Below are 13,566 nucleotides of genomic sequence, written 5' to 3'. Positions count from 1 at the left end.
CCAATGAAATTCTTGCACGAATACCGCCAGCGCAATGACATCGAGCGGATTGCGCGGGAGATCGCGCGCACCACCACGCGTCCATGGACCATCATGGAGGTGTGCGGTGGGCAGACCCACGCTATCGTCAAGTACGGCCTGCAGCAGTTCCTGCCAACCCAGATCGCGCTGGTACACGGCCCGGGCTGTCCGGTTTGCGTCACGCCGCTTGAAATCATCGACCAGGCACTCGCAATCGCTGCGCGCCCTGACGTTATCTTTTGTTCCTTTGGCGACATGCTCAGGGTCCCCGGCAGCAAGCGCGATCTGCTCGCGGTCAAGGCGCAGGGCGGTGATGTGCGCATGGTCTACTCGCCGCTGCACGCGCTGGAAATCGCCCGGCAGAATCCCACGCGCAAGGTCGTGTTCTTCGCCATCGGGTTTGAAACCACCGCGCCTGCCAACGCCATGGCGGCGTTCCTGGCCCGCGAACAGGGGCTACAGAACTTTTCCCTGCTGGTCTCACAGTTTCTGGTACCACCGGCGATTGCCGCGGTCAGCGGCGCCGCCGATACCCGTGTGCAGGGCTATCTGGCGGCCGGCCATGTGTGCGTAGTAACCGGCTATGCGCAGTACCACGCGCTTGCCGACACATTCCGGGTGCCCATCGTGGTCACAGGCTTTGAACCGCTGGATATCCTGCAGGGCATTCTGATGTGTGTACGGCAACTTGAGCGCGGGGAACACCGGGTACAAAACCAGTATGCGCGCGCCGTCGCCCGCGCGGGGAACCAGCGCGCGCAGGACATGCTGCAGCAGGTGTTCGAGGTAGCGTCCCAGTCCTGGCGCGGTGTTGGCGAAATTCCGGCCAGTGGCTTGCGCCTGCGCGCGGAATTTTCCCGGCTGGATGCCGGAAACATATTTGCCCGCGAGCGTTCCGTGACCCGTGACGACAGCGGCTGCATCAGCGGCGAGATCATGCAGGGACGGAAAAAGCCCGCGGACTGTCCGCATTTTGCTGGTCGCTGCCAACCGGGGCACCCATGGTGTCCTCGGAAGGCCCCTGCGCCGCCTATTACCGCTACCGCAACCAGATCGCCACCAGTGATGAAATCCAGCCATGAATATTGAATGCCCGCTTCCGGCGGAGACCGAAGAAACCATTCGCCTGGGACACGGCAGCGGCGGTGCGCTTAGCCAGCATCTGTTCCAGAACTATATTTACCCGCACATCAAAAACCCTTGGCTGGACCAGATGCACGATGCCGCCGTGCTTCCTGTCAGTGGGGCGCGCCTGGTGTTTACCACCGACTCCTTTGTGGTTTCGCCACTGTTTTTCCCCGGCGGCAACATCGGTGAGTTGGCGGTGTTCGGCACCGTCAATGATCTGGCTATGAGCGGCGCCCGCCCTCTGTATCTGAGCTGCAGCCTGATACTGGAGGAGGGGTTTCCACTCAACACCCTGGCGACCATCATGGCATCCATGGGACGTGCGGCGGCGCAATCCGGCGTGCAGCTGGTGACTGGCGACACCAAGGTGGTGGAACGGGGCAAGGGTGACGGGCTCTACATCAATACCGCCGGTGTCGGGGTACTGGAACGCGAATGGCAGATCGGCCCCGCGTCCATTCGCGCGGGAGACCGGATACTGCTTTCCGGCGATATCGGCCGCCACGGTATGGCGGTGATGGCGAGCCGCGAAGGTCTCGCGTTCGAGACCGAGCTGCAAAGCGATTGCGCGCCACTCCATGCACCGGTGCGCGATCTGCTGCAAGCCGGCATACGCGTACACTGCCTGCGGGATCTCACCCGCGGTGGCCTTGCCACGGCGCTGGTCGAACTGTCGCAAACAAGCAGCACCTCGTTTGTGATTGAGGAGAGCGCGGTGCCTGTCAGTGAACCGGTGGAAGGTGCCTGCGAACTGTTGGGGCTCGACCCGTTGTATGTCGCCAATGAAGGGCGCTTCGCGGTTTTTGTGGCGCCGGAGCAGGAGCAACCCGCGTTGGAGATTCTGCGCCGCCATACCGTTTCCGCAGCCAGCCGGACTATAGGGCAGGTATGCACCTCGGGCAGGCCGGAAGTAATCCTGCGAAACCTGCTCGGCTGCGAACGTCTGCTCGATCTGCTTCCGGGCGAGCAACTGCCGAGAATCTGCTGATTCGATTGCTGTCGCCCCCGAACGGCTGTGCGATATGCCTAATCGACCTCAGAGAGTGCCGCCAGCTTTTCCATCAGCACCGTCGCGGCGTTATCGGTAAGCCGCTGCCCCTCTTCGATGTACTCCCACACTGTTGCGTCACTTTTCCAGCCGCCCTGTTTCTTGATGAGTTCAAACTCCACCTTTTCCCGCGCCGCCGAGGTGGAAAGGCCGCGGCGGAAGCTGTGGCTGCTGAGGTTGTCGACAAAATCGAAACCGCATTCGCTACCAAGTTGTTTGAGCAGTTGATTGACGGCGCCGGCGTTGAGTGGCTTCTGCTGTACCTGATCCCAGCGGTTGACCGCACGGAACACTGACCCTTCTTTTATTCCGGCCGCATCTAGCCAGTTTCTCAGCGCAGTACCCGGGCAAACCACTTTGGCGCCGAAGGGCAGGGCGCGCAACAGCCCTTGTCCGGTCTGGTCTGTTTTGGATCGCGGCAGGCGTACGATCAGTCCTTCTTCTTCCCATGTCAGATCTTCCACCCGGATCGCCACCAGTTCGCCGCGCCGGAATGCCCCGAAGAAGCCCATCAATACCAGCGCCAGGTCGCGGTACTTCTTTTTGCTCTCCGCTTGAGCGCGCAGGTGGCGGGCCATTGCGTCGATGTGTTCAAGGCGCAGCGCCTTGGCTTTCTGCTTGGGCCTGGCATGCACCCGGCGGATGCCGTTCATGGTTTTCTGTACTAGTGGTTCCAACACCGGGTTCGCGATGCCCTGGTAGCGATGCCACTGGCCGATGGCGGTGAGGTGCAGTTCCAGCGTGCGCGGGTTGAGCGATTCCGCGCGGCTCAGCAGATAGTGCACCAGAGTTTCACTGTCGGTCGGCAAGCGTCCGCCCCATTTTTCAAACTGGCGGATTGCGGACCGGTAGGCCTTGCGGGTGCTGTCGGAGGTGGCGGCATTCAGGTAGGCCTGCACAGTTTCCCGGGATACAAGCGCCCTGGAGTCAGAGCTGTGTAAATTGGCAGGCGTGTTGCGCGGCGAGTCTGGTGCTTGTTTTTTCATACTTTGAGGCATTCGCGAAACGGCGGTATCTGTACCGGAATGGCCATCATTCTCTCACACCTGCAATCTATAACGAACGATAAGTTTGATTATCGAAGGTTATAAAACAGGTTCATACGATGTTCCATAATTCTAGAAATTATGTATTATTACGTAACACGTAATACGTAACGATATTCACACTAATCCGGTCCGGTTATACGAGGGGTCCAGATGGCTCGCACAGGCGTCAGCTACTTCGATATTGCCCAGGCGGCGGAATCCATCCGGCACCGCGGCGATGAACCAACTGTGGATCGCGTGCGCGAGGAACTCGGGACTGGAAGCAAAAGCACTATTGCCCCCCTGCTGAAACGCTGGAAGAGCGAGACCGGAGACACTTCGGTCGATACAGCCGGCCTGCCAAAAGACCTGCTGGATGCATTGAAAGCACTGCACCAGCGGGTACAGGAGGAGGCCGACCGCAAAGTGGATGCCGCGCGTGAAGAATGCGCGATAACGGTAGAGCAGGTGCAGCGAGAAGTTGCCCAGCTGCGCAATACGCTCAACGAGCGCAACGACAACTTGCGAGAGCTGGAGCAAAAGTTGCAATCCTCCGATGAAGAAAACCGGAATCTGCGAAAAACGCTGGAAGATACACAAAAAGCCCTGACGAAAAGTGAGTACCAACGGGAAGAGGGCAGTGCGCGGGTCGCTGAGCTGCGGGCGGACCTGGACGAACTCAAACAGGAAAATCGCACAGTACGCGAACACTTCGAGCACTATCAGCAGCGCATTGCAGATGATCGCCAGCAGGAGCGCGACCAGTTCCGCCAGTCCAACGGGCAACTGAACAACCAGATCGCGAACCTGAACGAGCAGCTTGCGCTCGCCGGCGAGAGGATCGCCAACCGGGAGCAGAAGATCGAAGAACTGCGCGCGGATCTCGCACAGCAGCTGTCTGAACGGCGAGAGACACAGCAGGCACTCGCGACAAATCGCGCAGAGTTTGAGTCGTTGCAGCGGAGTTTCGCCCAGCAACAGGAGTTGCTTCAGCAAGTGACGACGGAAGGCGGGGACCTGCGTGAACAGGTCGCCATACTGTCGAACACCAACGCGGTTCTTGCCAGAGAATCGGAACTCCAGCGCGAAGCCCGTAACAAGCTCGAAAGTGAGATAAAGCGGCAGCGAGATGCACTTGCGTCTTTGAGTGCAGAGCACCAGCTAGCAATTCAACAAAGAGCGGAACTGGAGGGACAGCTGATACAGCTTGTGCGCACAAATCAGGCGCCGGTGGTATAACGGCGACTGGCTCTAAGTTCCACCACACCACTATCAAGGACTGCACACATGGAACACACCCGCGATCACCAGCTCAGTATGAGCGTGCTAATGACGCCCGATATGGCGAACTTCACCGGTAAGGTTCACGGTGGCGAGCTTCTTTCGTACCTCGATAAGGTGGCCTACGCCTGTGCCAGCCGCTACGCAGGGAGATACGTGGTAACGCTATCGGTGGATCGGGTGATGTTCCGCCAGCCGATCAATGTTGGGGAGCTGGTAACCTTTCTCGCGTCGGTGAACTACACCGGCAATACTTCCATGGAAGTGGGTATCAAGGTCATTACGGAAGATATCCATACACGGGTTGTACGCCATACCAACAGCTGCTACTTCACGATGGTGGCGCTGGACGAAAGTGGCAAACCAGTCCCTGTGCCGCCACTCGAACCACAAACAGTGGTTGAAAAGCAGCGTTTCGAGGCCGCCATGTTGCGCCGCAAACTATTGCACGAGCAGGAGGCTGCACACGACGCGATTAAGGCGAAAGTTCGCGGCGAGAATGTTATGTCTGAATAGGAGTGGAAGCATTCCATAGGCAATGATCAATGACCATTGCGCTTTAACTCTCCCACCATCTGAATAAGGTTGAGAATCTTCCGCGCCAGCTCCCGGGAAAGATTGATCAGCAGCACACCAAAGTCCAGGGGCATTTCGCAATGCAGCTGATAAAACAGATCGGAGTTGATCTCCAATACCAGACTGTCGTCCTTGGAAATGGTTGTTCCCGGCCATGGTGTCAAAGCGATCATGCTGACGAAGCCGATCGCCTCACCAAAGTGGAAGTCATAGATATACTCGAGGCTGCCATTGTCCAGTGTCTGGTAATAGGCCAGTGCGCCCTTGAGGACGATAAAAAAGGAACCGGAAGGGCTACCGGATTCAATCAGGACATCGTCTTTGCGCAGAGTATGTATTTTTCCCTTCTCCATCAGGTACCTAATTGCCTGATCTGTCAGGGCGCCGAGCGCCGCAGCCTCTCTCAGATGCTCAAGCCCGAGTTTCTCAATCGCAAGGTCACCCGCCATCAGTTGCATAATCACTTTCCCGAATCAGCCCCGCTGGGCACTCGAGAGTAAGTATGGGTCAATCATGGCGGCTGTACTCGGCGCGCCATAGATTGAGGTGAGAGCAGGCGCATTCGATCAGGCACCGAATAGCACCGACGGGCGCGGATTTTCACACTTTTTCTTAAAATCTATTCATCCTTCCTTCTGCGATTGAATTCTGATTTATAAATTTTTTTTGTATTGATAGACTCCAGCACAAGCGGTCTTCGCTTGAGGATTTTCGAGAATTTAAGGCCGCTTTTTAGTACAGAATCAATCACTTTCGATGCTTAGGGGTTAGATGAAAATAGTGAAATATATTTCAATAAGTATATTTTCTCCCGAAGGCGTCTGAATCCCTTTTAGGATGCCCGCTCGGCGCAAGTTGTATTAACAAGCGTCGATGCCAACATGGAGAAGGCAGAATGGAAAACTCTGATACCTGGGTTCAGTTTTGGGAAAATCCCGACTATGAAAAGGGCACGTTGAAGTTTGACGAGCCAATAGATGTTCCCAACATGGATGACTACGAACTCAATAACCCCAATGGTTTGGATAAAGGATTGGATGACCAGGTAGATTCACTGAAAACCGGTCCTTCTGGATGGCTGGAGTTGTACCAAGGCAAGAATTACACAGGTAATGTATTGCGCGTCTACCCAGGTTCAAACCTTCCCAACCTCGACGATTACAATATGGGCGACAACACCAACAGTTTTCGCCTTTTTAACCAGCGCCCAATCTCCTGGCCGGCGTCCGATATCAACGCCCCTGGAGAGTGCTGGGTGCGCTTCTATGGCGCCCCCCGATTCAGCAGCAACAACCCAACAAGAATCAACGGACCCGGCTCCACCGATACTTTCTCCCTGTGGGGTGGAACAAATGCTCCCTGGTCACTCACTACAGGGCCATCAACCTGGGTGAAGCTCTATCCCAAGCAGAATCTGGATGGCTCACCGATCAGCCTCGGCCCCAACTCCCTGATTCAAAACTTCAACAGCGGGTTCGCGATGTCTACGCTGGAGAGCCTGGAAATATTCGACGCGCAGCCCAAAGACTGGAAGCCCAGTGTCCCCAATAGCGAGAATGTGGAAACCCTGTTGAGTCTTGAATCGCAAGGTTCCAGTGCTTCCATGGAGTCATTGATTGCCGGAATAGCCGGGTCGGTTCCCGAAGTAGGATCGGCGCTGAGAGGTCTTGTGGGAGCCTTGTGGCCCAATCAGGAAGAGCCGATGGAAGTATGGGACAGCATTGAACTCTATATAGATGCCCTGCTTAGCAGCCTGATTGACCAAGACAAAGCCGACTACTTGAAAAATACCCTTAATGGACTCTACCGCTCCCTGGTAGCTTATAACCATACAGACTATGGCACTGACCAGAAAGGCAGCCTGTTCTCGGCGCTGTTAACAGAGTTGAGAGGAGACGCCCCATACTTTATAGACCAGGAAGACCCCTCGAGCACATTGACCTTCATGGTTCCCATGGGGACCATTATGTTGCTGGTACTCCGGGAGCAGGCTCTCTTTTACGAAGATATCTATGGTGATCCCGACCCCAGTCCTGAAATGCACCAAAGGTCGGTTGTCGAACATATTGATAACTTCACCCGGCTGGCCAACCAGGGAGCCAGTGAAGCCATGAGCTGGCGAATAGATCAGATCGACGTAGTGGCTGAAGGTAGCAGTTACTATGTGGTGGACCCTCCCGCCAACTACAAGTCTCCGTCTTATTCCGGGCGAGACCGGGCAGATGACGCACTCGCCTGGCGCCGGGCTTACGTCGCGAATGAATACAGAATCCAGCTCGATGCGCTGCTGGGACCGGTTCGACTGTGGAAATACCTCGCCCCTGATAATACGCTGATTCCCACTCAGGAGACTCACGAGGTCCAGAGCCTTCTCCTTTCGAACAACAACCCATCAGATGCCGCATTCAGTGACGACCCGCATGGTGAGCCGGTAACAGGCCTTATTGTACGAAGCGGTGATCTCATCGATTCGATCCAGATGATCTACGGAGGCGAACCCGGGCCGGTGCATGGAAGCCCAAGCAGTGGCGAGAGCCACCGTTGGGATCTGGAAGAGAATGAATCGATTGTTGGCGTTTTTGGCGGTGCCGGCGGCGCCATTAACCAATTGGTTTTTCGCACCAACCTGGGCCGGGAGATCGGAACCGGAGGATCAGGAGGCAACTATTTCATTGCTCTCGCTCCCCAGGGCGTCAATGCCGCTCTCATACGGATCGATGGCTATCAGTCTGATGCAGCGCTCGAAGCTATTCGTTTTACCTGGAGCTACCAGCGCTACGTGTAAAGCGGACAGGGTGGTAGGGCAGGGAAGTATATGCTGTCCTTCTACGTAGCCAATTAATCTGTACCCCGCGGGCAGCAGCGGCTGCCCGCGAGCACCCTCAGGGTTCGAGACAAGAACTCCACTTTAATCAGATGTTGAATTGCACCATCGGGCGTGGATCTTCACTTCCGTTCAGTGCTGCAATTTCTAATGGATCAAGCCAGTTGGCAAGTGGCGTTTGTTGCGCATCAGCGAGCGACTGCAGCAGGTGCAACCAACTGCAACTATTTGTAAACAGCATACCCTCAGTATCCAGAGTGCCGCCGCGGTTGCGATAGCCATGCACCAGGCACTCTGCGGGCGGGATGGGAATCAGCCCGAATATGGCCTCCGGGCGAGTGTGAGTCGCGACTAGTGTTGTCTTCACGGATGCAGGAAACAGCTGCGCGACCAGGGTGGGACTGGCACCGGCCTGGCGTTCCCAGGCGTCACGGAAATGTCTGCGGAAGCGTCCGGGCTCCATCAGGTAAATCAGCGACGCCTTGAGTCCGCGGTCTGCCAGTCTCTGCCACGCCATCTGGCATTGCTGGAACTGGTAGGCGCCGATAGCAACCAGACACACCGTAGCCTGGTTGTCGCCCCGCAATAAAAGAGCACCGTCCTGCACCAGTTGCTGCGCCTGCTCACTGTCCAGCAATGCCGGCAGGGATTGTTTCGGCACGATTAGTGTGTGCAGCTCGCCCTGCCGTTGGTAGCAGTCCACCAACGCGGCAACGGCACTATTGGCATCGGCTGGAAAACGTACCACGCTGGTATCTGACATTTCGCTGAGCAGAGCCTCACACAGCGTTGGGTCTTGGTGAGACTGTTCATTCTTGCCGTTTTCCCAGGTATGCGAGCTGAGCAGGAACGGTGTCGACAACCAGCGCGGTGGCGTTCCCGCCTCTTTTTGATGGCGGGCAAAGATCAGCTGCTGGCGCATGACGCCGAGCATTTTCACCGCAAAGGCTTCATAGGTGACCACCAGGTTAATGCCTCCCTTGTTACCCAGCGCAGCGCACGCCACTGCCTCCTCATTGAGTGCGGTAATTACTGATCCGTTTACTGCTTCGTCGTTCCCTTCCTCCGGCTCGAACACGCGATGGCGCAGATGCGCGAGGGTGGAATGGAAGCGGTTGCTTTGCAGCTCATCGGGATTGCCGACGCGCACACGCAACTCCGGGTTAGCCTTGGTGAGTGCCACAAAATACGCGTCCAGTGCCGACATTGGTGAGTGAACTTCATTGACCTGGCACCACTCGGGCTGTGGCAAGTGCTTAAGCACGACATTGCGGCGTGCAAGAGGGTGATCTTTTTCATGAACCCGACTCTGTGCCTGGTGAGTGAGAAAGTAGGGCAGTGCGCTCTGCAGCACAGGCGCCGCCACATACAGTTTTTCTGCACCCAAATTAAAGGCGTTGCAGGCGTCTGCGTTGTCGGCGGGATTTCCCTGCAGCGGTAAGCCATGGGCGCGGTTGGTACCGGCACCGGGAAAGCCGAACCCCTTGGGCGCGGTGGCAATAACATACCGCAGCGGCAGCGGGTAACGTGCAGTACCGCAGGCAATCGCTTCCGCGCTTCCCTGTAACCGTTCTTCCGACTCGAAGATCGCCCAGGCGAAGGCCGCGGGGTCAGTGCCATCAATGAGCAGCGGGTCGAATCCGTTGAGGCGCAGGTGGGCGGCAAACCAGTCTGGGCCGCCCTGTTGAAACATACTGGAGCGCTGTTCGATGCGGCGTCCATTGGCGATCATGATGGGCGTCACCAGCCCACAATCCTCCGCGCGCCACCAACGCGGCGCCCAGTCGCTGCCGCGCTGCTCCTCAAACGCCCCATCACTGAGAAAGGCCACGAGTTGCTCGCCGGGAAGGGGCATATGCACATATTGCAACTCGGCGAACCCGAGATAGCCCCCCTCAAGAATTCCGCCGGCGGTATTCACATTGACATGGCTGCCCAGCGGTGACGCTGGCCCCCCTTGGGCATTCAGCGCATAGGAGTAAAAATCCTGTACGAAGCGAGACAGCCCCGCGTCGCTCCAGTCGTAGCGATCAGCATGTGCCTTCTCCATATTTCCGACCAGCAGATTGCAGGCATCGATGGCGGCAACGCAATGCCCTTGGCCCATAACCCAACTGCGGGTGATTCCGCATAATGCGTTGGCCGCCAGGTAGCCAATGTAGCCTGGAACCATATTCAGAGCACCGCCCGTATGCCCCTGAGGGTCGGCTTTAAAGTCTTTGGCGGCAAGGGGGCGACCGTCGGTATACACATGCTTGGCGTATGTCATATGTACCACAAGCCACATAGCCGCAAGGGTCAGATGATCTGCGGCTCTGAGCAGACGAAAAACGTCGACAATACTCGCAACCTTGCCGCGGTTTTTCAGGTCACAGGCCATCCGAAACACGTTGACCTGAGTGTCGGCGCGGTGTTGGATGACCCCAGAACCGGAGGCCCAGGCAGCAAACTCGCTGTCGTGCTCGCGATAGCGACGAGCCAGGTGCTCGTCGCGGTGTTGCTGGTATATATGCTGACTCATAGGGATTCGCAGGGGTGTCAGACCCTCAAACTGGAACTTGAATATTCAGTAATAGACCAACCACACTCAAGGATACAGTGGCATCTAGTGCCGGCGATTGAGAAGCAGATCCGCATTCGTCTATCTGCTGCAACCAATGAGTAACCAGCCGCGTTGATACTCATGCACCGGAGAGGGGTTAGCGAGGGGTTAGCGGACGATAGGCATCAGGCACCAATTCAAGACCCTTTACTATGTCCAATACTGTTTAGTGTTTGACAATGTATGCGAGGGCACCCAGAATACGGTTCTCATGAATTTTTCCGCTCAGGCACCCAGGCATGGCTATCCCCAAACCCGTACCGCTGTACCCAACTTACACCGAGCTTAAAGGCTTCAAGCCGGTGAACCCGGATCAGACCTTTTTCAATGACTACCCTGAGCTGAAGACATTTCTAGAATCCGGCGAATCCTGGTGGATGCCGCACTGGCTTTGGGGGCAGGAATTTTTGAGCTATATCGGGCGCAACAAATCCGAACATACTTTCACGCGATTTCGCAACGAGACCGAGCGCTTCCTGCTGTGGCTATTTCAAGTAAAAGCAACTCCAATGGATCGTTTGCGCAAGGCGGACATCCTGGAGTATGCGGATTTTTGCTGGCAACCGCCGGTCGACTGGATTTGCCTGGCAAACCACGAAAAATTTCAGCTGAGCAATGGCCACTTTGTCCAGAACCTGGCGTGGGCACCATATAGGCTCAAATTACCGAAAAACAGCCAACCATCAGAATCCGAGCCAGACAAGAAAAAATACCGGCCGTCACAGCAGACACTCGCGGGCGTATTTACCGGCATTATCGCGTTTTACAAGTACCTAATGAACGAGGAATACCTGTACGGCAATCCCGCGCAGATCGCCAAAACCGACTGCCGATACTTTATCAAGGACGCGCAGGTCAAGGAAATTCGCCGCCTGACCGAGGTCCAGTGGCAATATGTGTTCGATGTGGCACTCAGTATGGCCGATGAGGATCCGATTTATGAGCGCAGCCTGTTTGTTATTTGTGCACTGAAAACACTGTTTTTGCGGATTTCTGAACTGTCTGAGCGCAATAACTGGACACCGGTAATGAGCCATTTCTGGCAGGATTCCGACGGTAACTGGTGGCTCAAAGTATTCGGAAAAGGGCGCAAACTACGGGATATCACCGTGCCTCCCAGTTTTATTCCGTATCTCAAGCGCTACCGCCATTACCGAGGTCTTAGCCCCCTGCCCTCCGTGGCTGAAAACTATCCTATCGTAGAAAAAATACGCGGCCAGGGCGGTATGACAGCACGACAGCTGGCTCGAATCGTACAGCAGGTATTCGACCGCGCTTACGACGAAATGCGACAGGCAGAGGGCGAAGACAATGCGAGGAAACTGCGCGAAGCCTCAACCCACTGGCTACGCCACACCGGCGCCAGCATGGAAGTGGAACGCGGGCGCGCGCTCAAGGATCTGTCCGAAGACCTTGGGCACTCCAGCATGGCAACCACGGATACCGTTTATGTTCAGACAGAAAATCGCGTGCGGGCACAAAGTGGCAAGGACCGAGATGTCAAGTAACAACGGTTTTCACGCTAGATAGAAAAGTACTGGCGTGAAAATCTAAACCTGCCGCTCAACTTTACGCCTAATGAATATGTATATAGGTGTGAACTAAAAAACTGTCGTTAAATTCCTGTTTGTGGCGTCAGAAACACTGGGGAAACAGTGCGCTCTCCAGTAGGATTCGCCCTCTTTTCTTGAGGGGGATTTTATGACTACAGGAGAACAGATTTTTCACGCCATTGAACGTCTTTCCGTTGCCCTATCTAGCTGGGAAGAATTCAAAACATCATTGAAAGATGCCTTTCTGAATGAGGGCACTGAGTACACCCTTGCGGAACAACTCGTCGGAATTATCGATGAACACCTGAAGGCCAACCGCGCTGGTAATTACCATTTGAGCCTGGTGAAATTAATTACAAAACAGCCTGACTCTGAGCGAATTGTTCTTCAGGATGTGACTGTGACCAAGACATTTCGCCAGTACATGTCATTTTATGTTGATGCCTCCATTCCGGAGCCTGCCTATGCCGTTCACCATTGAAGTAAGTGCTGCCGTTCGGTGGTGCTAGATGAGTGGCTGCTTCCTCCTGCATGCCTTTGACATTTTTAGTTAGAAGTTGAGCGCGGGCGCGCGCTCAAGGATCTCTCGGAAGACCTTAGGCACTCCAGCATGGCAACCACGGATACCGTTTATGTTCAGACAGAAAATCGCGTTCGGGCACAGAGTGAGAAGATCGAGGGGCGAAGTGATGTCAAGTTAGGGAAGACCATACTTTTCTGCCAGCCGGTCAGTATCCGATGAAGGCCTGGAAACATTCATTGGACATTTCCTTCTGAACCACTGCTCTGAGCCACCGATCTCATCGTCGGGCGCTAATTTCACGACATCCCAACAGCGGTCCCCCTGTTGTACGAACTTACCCGTGGCCGTCATATACGCTGCATCGTTGGCGTGGAATTTCTGAATCTTATTGCGTTCGTGAACCAGTTTTTTCCGCAATTCCGGGTCGAATACAGTAGATCGGCTTTTGGCTCCGGAATCAGCCGGTTGATCCGTTGGCTTGAGGGGCCTCGCTGAATGAATCTCAGGTTTTAGCTCGGTGGTGGACTGACTTACCACCGTCTCAGTAGATAGCAGATTAGCTTTTAAACCTTTCTGCACTTCTATATCGGGCGTTGAGGTAGCAGGAGTTTGCTCCGCTTCGACGGTTTTGAAATTCTCTGCGTTGTGGCTTTTATTTGGCACGGAAAGAGCGTTGATCTTTGGCTTTTTTCTGGCTTTGGTATTTGCGCTGCGCATTAACCTAATTTCAAGTGGCGAACGATTGTTCGCTGGAGCGTTGGGAATGCGTGGATTCTGTGATATCGGAATGACGATCAATATAGCATGTACGCTAAGCGCAACAGCCAAAGCAATCGCCAGACGTACAGTATCGGGCGTCCTGCTGCCGGTATTAAAAGGGGTTACTGCGCTGACGTCCATCGGCACCATAGGCCTTTCAGCAGTTTACAGGTTTGACCGACCATAGACTTGAAAGTTCTGTTCTTTGGCAGCTATACCCCTC

At 55.4% G+C, this 13,566-nt stretch carries 11 protein-coding genes; 7 read left to right on the top strand and 4 right to left on the bottom strand.

Features of this window, described 5'->3' with window-relative positions; genetic code table 11:
• The first annotated feature begins 3 nt into the window (after positions 1–3).
• Both hypD and hypE read left to right on the top strand, forming a co-directional pair.
• On the top strand, positions 4–1,110 hold the full coding sequence (gene hypD, locus FDY93_RS13710) for a hydrogenase formation protein HypD (protein ID WP_246068580.1): 1,107 nt from the start codon (positions 4–6) through the stop codon (positions 1,108–1,110).
• Positions 1,100–2,137: a hydrogenase expression/formation protein HypE gene (hypE, locus tag FDY93_RS13705; RefSeq protein WP_138236317.1), complete on the top strand. Its 1,038-nt coding sequence runs from the start codon at positions 1,100–1,102 to the stop codon at positions 2,135–2,137. The genes hypD and hypE overlap by 11 nt, the downstream gene beginning before the upstream one ends.
• Positions 2,138–2,175: 38 nt before the next feature.
• Here hypE and FDY93_RS13700 read toward each other — a convergent pair whose 3' ends face one another.
• Positions 2,176–3,183 (bottom strand): site-specific integrase, encoded by a 1,008-nt coding sequence (locus FDY93_RS13700; protein WP_220446196.1) that lies wholly within the window; start codon positions 3,181–3,183, stop codon positions 2,176–2,178.
• A gap of 213 nt (positions 3,184–3,396) precedes the next feature.
• Here FDY93_RS13700 and FDY93_RS13695 point away from each other — a divergent pair, with 213 nt between their 5' ends.
• Together FDY93_RS13695 and FDY93_RS13690 are read left to right on the top strand one after the other, a co-directional pair.
• On the top strand, positions 3,397–4,464 hold the full coding sequence (locus FDY93_RS13695) for a DNA-binding protein (RefSeq protein ID WP_138236315.1): 1,068 nt from the start codon (positions 3,397–3,399) through the stop codon (positions 4,462–4,464).
• A 48-nt stretch (positions 4,465–4,512) separates the two neighbouring features.
• Positions 4,513–5,022 (top strand): acyl-CoA thioesterase, encoded by a 510-nt coding sequence (locus FDY93_RS13690; RefSeq protein ID WP_138236314.1) that lies wholly within the window; start codon positions 4,513–4,515, stop codon positions 5,020–5,022.
• Positions 5,023–5,048: 26 nt separating this feature from the next.
• On the opposite strand, the gene FDY93_RS13685 is transcribed toward FDY93_RS13690, so the two are convergent.
• Positions 5,049–5,540, bottom strand: coding sequence for a Crp/Fnr family transcriptional regulator (locus FDY93_RS13685; RefSeq protein ID WP_138236313.1), 492 nt, complete (start codon positions 5,538–5,540; stop codon positions 5,049–5,051).
• A gap of 437 nt (positions 5,541–5,977) precedes the next feature.
• Here FDY93_RS13685 and FDY93_RS13680 point away from each other — a divergent pair, with 437 nt between their 5' ends.
• A complete protein-coding gene (locus tag FDY93_RS13680; protein WP_138236312.1) occupies positions 5,978–7,867 on the top strand; it encodes a jacalin-like lectin in 1,890 nt (629 codons plus the stop codon).
• A 127-nt stretch (positions 7,868–7,994) separates the two neighbouring features.
• On the opposite strand, the gene FDY93_RS13675 is transcribed toward FDY93_RS13680, so the two are convergent.
• Complete coding sequence (locus FDY93_RS13675; RefSeq protein ID WP_138236311.1) at positions 7,995–10,427, bottom strand: phosphoketolase family protein; 2,433 nt, start codon at positions 10,425–10,427, stop codon at positions 7,995–7,997.
• Positions 10,428–10,747: 320 nt separating this feature from the next.
• On the opposite strand from FDY93_RS13675, the gene FDY93_RS13670 reads away from it, so the two are divergent.
• A complete protein-coding gene (locus FDY93_RS13670) occupies positions 10,748–12,016 on the top strand; it encodes a tyrosine-type recombinase/integrase (RefSeq protein ID WP_138236310.1) in 1,269 nt (422 codons plus the stop codon).
• Positions 12,017–12,209: 193 nt separating this feature from the next.
• The gene (locus tag FDY93_RS13665) at positions 12,210–12,542 is read left to right on the top strand and encodes a hypothetical protein (protein ID WP_138236309.1); all 333 of its coding nucleotides are present in this window, start codon (positions 12,210–12,212) and stop codon (positions 12,540–12,542) included.
• 216 nt (positions 12,543–12,758) lie between these two features.
• Here FDY93_RS13665 and FDY93_RS13655 read toward each other — a convergent pair whose 3' ends face one another.
• The gene (locus FDY93_RS13655; RefSeq protein ID WP_138236308.1) at positions 12,759–13,493 is read right to left on the bottom strand and encodes a hypothetical protein; all 735 of its coding nucleotides are present in this window, start codon (positions 13,491–13,493) and stop codon (positions 12,759–12,761) included.
• Positions 13,494–13,566: the final 73 nt, after the last annotated feature.

The organism is Microbulbifer harenosus, assembly GCF_005771435.1.
In the GTDB taxonomy this organism is placed as follows: Bacteria; Pseudomonadota; Gammaproteobacteria; order Pseudomonadales; family Cellvibrionaceae; genus Microbulbifer; species Microbulbifer harenosus.
This window is presented reverse-complemented; position numbering and strand designations above follow the sequence as displayed.